The organism is Streptomyces sp. NPDC005195, from assembly GCF_040608315.1.
Lineage (GTDB): Bacteria > Actinomycetota > Actinomycetes > Streptomycetales > Streptomycetaceae > Streptomyces > Streptomyces kaempferi.
In genome coordinates, this window is record NZ_JBEXHZ010000154.1 from 1 (window position 1) to 5,137 (window position 5,137).

Sequence of the window (5,137 nt, forward strand, 5' to 3'; positions counted from 1 at the left end):
CCAGGGAGACGACCACCACGTCCGGCGGCGCGCCGCCGTCCGAGACGGCCTTCGCCAGGGCGCCGAGGTCCGGATACGTCTCCGAGTAACGCCCGGCGGCCATCAGGCCGGCGCGGACGCGCAGGGGGTCGTCGCCCACCACCGCCCACCGGTCGTCGCCGTGCCGCGCGCCCGGCGTGAGCTCCACGTCGTGCCACACCTGGGTGAACAGGCCGTCCTGCTGGACGGCGGACGCGCGGGCCAGGGCGGACCGGGTCAGTCCGCCGGACGTCACGGACTCCACGCTCAGCACCGGATCGCCGGCCGCGTCGGCGGCCTCGATGCCGAACCCGCCGTCGGGCCGCGGCCGTACCCGTACGCGCAGCACGGACGCGCCGGAGGCATGCAGCGTCACCCCGTGCCAGGAGTCCGGCCACCACGGGCCCTCGCCGTCCGCGGCCGGAGCCTGGACGGCCGGATCCACCCGGGTGTGCAGCAGCGCGGGCCGCAGCACCGCGTCCAGCAGGGCCGGATGCAGCCCGAACAGGGCTGCCTGCTTCCGGTTCTCGTCGAGCAGCGCGACCTCGGCGAACAGCTCTCCGTCGCGCCGCCACACCGTGCGCAGTTCCCACGGCAGGCCGCCTCCCGCGCCGGCCGCGAGGTCGTCCGGGCCGGCCGGCAACTCCTCCAGCGGGACGCGCCGTGAACCGGCCGGCGGCCACACGGCCAGGTCACCGGGATCCGCCGCGGGCAGGCCGGGCGCGAGCGTGCCGGACGCGTGAGAGGTCCACGGCCGTCCGCTCGCGCCCCCGCCGTCCCGCCGGGCGTGCACGGTGACGGGACGTACGCCCTCGTCACCGGCCGCCCCGACGCTCACCCGCAGCTGGACACCGTCCCGCTCGGGCAGCACCAGCGGCTCGCCGGTGCTCAGCTCCACCAGGTGCCCGCAGCCGACGTGGTCCCCGGCGTGCAGCACCAGCTCGATGAGGACCGCGGGCGCCACGACGGCCGTACCGGCCACCGTGCGGGAGGCCGGGGGAGTGGACCCGCCGCCCTGCAGACGGCCCGTGAACAGCACACCGTCCCCGCCGGGCAGCTCGACCGCGGCCTGCAGCAGCGGGTGCGCGCCGTCCACCAGGCCGAGTTCCAGGGCCCCTTCGTAGACCCGCGAGGACCGCTCCGCCGTCCGGGACCTGCGCCACAGCAGCCGGCCGGGCAGCCCGGCCAGTCGTTTGCGGGCGATCTTCCCGGCGGGGTTGCGGGGGACCTCGTCGACCTCGTACAGCTCCTCGGGCAGCTTGAACGCCGACAGCTCCGCGCGGCACGCGGCCAGGACCGCGTCCGTGTCGATGCCGCCGGGCCCGCGCACCAGGTACGCCACCGGGACCTCGCCGAGCGTGTCGTGCGGCTTCGCGCCCACGGCCGCGTCCGCGACGCCCTCCACCCGGCCCAGCACCTTCTCGATCTCGCCCGGATGGATGTTCTCGCCGCCGCGGATGATGAGTTCCTTCAGCCGGCCGCTGATCGTGACGTACCCGGCCTCGTCCTGCCAGGCGATGTCCCCGGTGCGGTACCAGCCGTCGCTCAGCACGGACGCCGTCGCCTCGTCCTGGCGGTGGTAGCCGAGCATCAGCGCCGGGCTGGAGACCCACACCTCGCCCTCCGCTCCGCCGGGCACCTCCCGCCCGGTGCGCGGATCCGTCAGACGCAGCGTCAGCCCCGGCACGGGCAGCCCGCAGGAGCCCGGCACGTACGGGCCCTCGGGCAGGTTGGTGGTGATCGCGCCGCCGGTCTCGGTGCTGCCGTAACTGTCCAGCAGCGGCAGGCCGAACGCGGCACGGAAGGACTCGTGCAGCGGCATCGGGCAGGAGGAGCCCGCGACCATGCACAGCCTCAGGTCGGCCAGGGCGTCGAAGCCGTCGGACCGGGCCCGCTCGACCATGTGGTGGTACATCGTCGGCACCCCGACGAGGAACGTGGAGCGCTCCTCGCGGGCCGTGCGCAGGATCTCGTCCGCCGCCAGCCCGTCGGTGATCCGGGCCGTCGCGCCGACCGCCACCACCCCGAGCACGCACACGTTGTGCGCGACGGCGTGGAACAGCGGCATCGGCCACAGCACCCGGTCCTCGGGCGACAGCCCGAGGACCGGGGCGGTGCAGGCGCCTGTCGCCCACAGCGACGACCGCTGGGTGGAGACAACGCCCTTGGGACGGCCCGTGGTGCCGGACGTGTAGAGCATCCACGCCGGCTCGTCCAGGCCCAGGTCGTCGCGCGGCGGATGACGTATCGACCAGGTCGTCGCCAGGGTCTCGTACCGCGGCAGACCGTGCTCCTCCCCGGGCCCGGAGGGGTCCGCCACGACCACGACCGCGATCCCCGGCCGGTCGACCAGGACCCGGCGCACCTGCGGCAGTTGAGCCACCCCGGTGATCACCATCCGGGCCCCGCAGTCGTCCAGCAGGAAGGACAGCTCGGCGTCGGTCGACTGCGGGTTGAGCGGGACACCGACCGCGCTCGCCCGCGTGACGGCCAGGTAACTCTCCACCGTCTCCACCCGGTTGGGCAGATAGATCACGGCGCGCGTCCCGCGTTCCAGGCCCAGTTCGGCGAGATGACCGGCCACCCGGGCGGTACGCAGGGCGAGTTCGGCGTACGTCACCGAACGGTGGGCGTCACGGAACGCGGGCTGCCGCGGCCGCCGCTCGGCGTGATCGGCGAGCAGCTCGTGCAGCGGCCGGACGAGATCGGCACGGAACATCTCACTCACGCTCCTCGGACTCCCTGCGGTCAGGCGGCGGACGAGCGGTAGCGGCGTACCGCCAGCGCCCGGCACACCAGGGCGATGACGACCGACCACGCCACGGACACCACCACGGCGTGCTCGGCGGGCCAGCCGGTCGTCGCGTGCAGCCCGGGGTTGCCGAACAGGTCACGGGCCGCCTGGACGGTGGCCGTGAGCGGGTTCCACTCCGCCGCGAAACGCAGTGGGGTCGGGAGCGTGGACGGCGCGACGAACGCGTTCGACAGGAAGGTCAGCGGGAACAGCCACAGGAAGTTGCCGGTCGCGGCGGCCTCCGGCGCGCGCACCGACAGACCGATGAGCACCCCCACCCACGACAGGGCGTAGCCCAGCAGGAGCAGCAGCCCGAACGCCGCGGCGGCGTGCAGGAATCCGTGGTGGATACGCCAGCCGACGACCAGGGCGCAGCCCACCATCACCACGATCACGGCGGCGTTCTGCACCAGGTCGGCCACCGCGCGGCCGGTCAGCAGCGCCCCGCGGGCCATGGGCAGCGAGCGGAACCGGTCGACCATGCCGCTCTTGAGGTCGTTGGCCATGCCCACGCTGCTGTTGCTGGCGGTCGCGAAGGCGATGGTCTGCGCGAAGAAGCCGGGCATCATGTACTCGCGGTAGGCCTCCGGGCCGCCCGCACCGGGCAGCGCGAAGGAGCCCGCGAAGAGGTAGGCGAAGAGCAGGACGAACACGATCGGCTGCACGAGGCTGAGGACCAGCACCTCGGGGATGCGGATCATCCTGATCATGTTGCGCCGGGTGATCACGAGCACGTCGTGGATCGCCTTCGCCGCGGACGCGGGGCGCAGGGCGTCCCCGTCGCGGGACTGTACCGCCCATGCCACGGTCATCACTCCTTCTCGTTCGACGCGCCGGCCGAGACCATCGCGTGCCCGGACCGGTCGCCGCGGGGCGGGTCCGTCAGGGCCAGGAACACCTCGTCGAGGGTCGGCTGGCGCAGGCTGATGTCGCTGACCTCGATCCCGGCGCCGGCCAGGGCGCCGACGACCTCGGTCAGCAGGTGCACGCCGCCGTCCACCGGCGCGGAGACCAGGAACCTGGCCCGGTCCACGTCCGGTGCGCGGGTGCTGAAGCGGGCCAGCAGCGCGGCGGCGCCCTCGACCTGTTCGGCGCGCTCCACGACCATCTCGATCTGCTGCCGGCCGGCGCGTGTCTTGAGTTCGCGCGGTGTGCCCTGGGCGATGATCCGGCCCTGGTCGACGACGGCGATGTCCTGGGCGAGCCGGTCCGCCTCCTCCAGGTACTGCGTGGTCAGCAGCAGGGTGGTGCCCGCCTCGACCAGCCGGTCGATGGCCTCCCACAGCAGCAGGCGGCTGGTGGGGTCGAGACCCACCGACGGCTCGTCGAGGAACATCACCGACGGCCGCACCACCAGCGCGCACGCGAGGTCGAGCCGCCGGCGCATACCGCCCGAGTACGTGGTGGACACCCGGTCGGCTGCCCCGGTCAGCTCGAACTGCGCGAGCAGCTCCACCGCCCGCTGCCGGGCCGGGGCGGCCCGCATGCCGTACAACTCGCCGATCATGCGCAGGTTCTCACGGCCCGTCAGCCGGTCGTCGACGGCGGCGAACTGACCGGACAGCCCGATCGACCGGCGCACCAGGTCCGGGGCGCGGACCACGTCGTGGCCCGCGACCGTGGCGGTGCCCGCGTCGGGGCGCAGCAAAGTGGTGAGCACCCGGACGGCGGTGGTCTTGCCCGCCCCGTTGGGGCCCAGCAGACCCAGCACGGTGCCCTCCGGGACCGTGAGACTGACTCCGTCCAGAGCCCGGATCTTCCCGAAGGTCTTGACGAGGCCCTCGGCGTGGATGGCGCCCGGCATGGCTTCTCCGTCCTGTTTCTGCGTTCGGTGGGACTTCATCAGTTCGCGGAGATCAGCTTCAGCTCGGGGTGGGCTGTGCCGCCCGCGATCGCGGTGGACGAGATGTGGGAGACGACCCGCTCGTCGACCGGGTCGTTCGCCGGGTCGTCGTTGACCTTGAGGTGCTCGTAGGTCGTGGAGCGCTGCGCGGGCACCCGCCCGGCACCGCGGATCAGCGTGAGCAGTTCCGCCAGGTTGGAGCGGTGCTTGGCGCCGGCCGAGGAGACGACGTTCTCCTCCAGCATCACGGAGCCGAGGTCGTCCGCGCCGTAGTGCAGGGTCAGCTGACCGGCCTCCTTGCCGGTGGTCAGCCAGGAACCCTGGATGTGGGCCACGTTGTCGAAGAAGAGCCGGGCGATCGCGATCATCCGCACGTACTCGAAGAGCGTGGCCTGCGTACGGCCCTTGAGGTGGTTGTTCTCGGGCTGGTAGGTGTACGGGATGAAGGCGCGGAAACCGCCGGTCCGGTCCTGTACGTCGCG

Annotated in this window: 3 protein-coding genes and 1 pseudogene; all 4 read right to left on the reverse strand. The window is 73.3% G+C overall.

Annotated elements, in window-relative coordinates:
• Positions 1-2,737, reverse strand: a 2,737-nt coding sequence (locus tag ABZV34_RS37035) for an AMP-binding protein (protein WP_356286940.1), incomplete at its 3' end; no start/stop codon positions are given.
• Positions 2,738-2,766: 29 nt separating this feature from the next.
• Complete coding sequence (locus ABZV34_RS37040) at positions 2,767-3,618, reverse strand: ABC transporter permease (protein ID WP_356286935.1); 852 nt, start codon at positions 3,616-3,618, stop codon at positions 2,767-2,769.
• 5 nt (positions 3,619-3,623) lie between these two features.
• Positions 3,624-4,616: an ATP-binding cassette domain-containing protein gene (locus ABZV34_RS37045; protein WP_356286938.1), complete on the reverse strand. Its 993-nt coding sequence runs from the start codon at positions 4,614-4,616 to the stop codon at positions 3,624-3,626.
• A 38-nt stretch (positions 4,617-4,654) separates the two neighbouring features.
• A pseudogene (locus tag ABZV34_RS37050) lies at positions 4,655-5,137 on the reverse strand (dehypoxanthine futalosine cyclase); the annotation flags it as partial.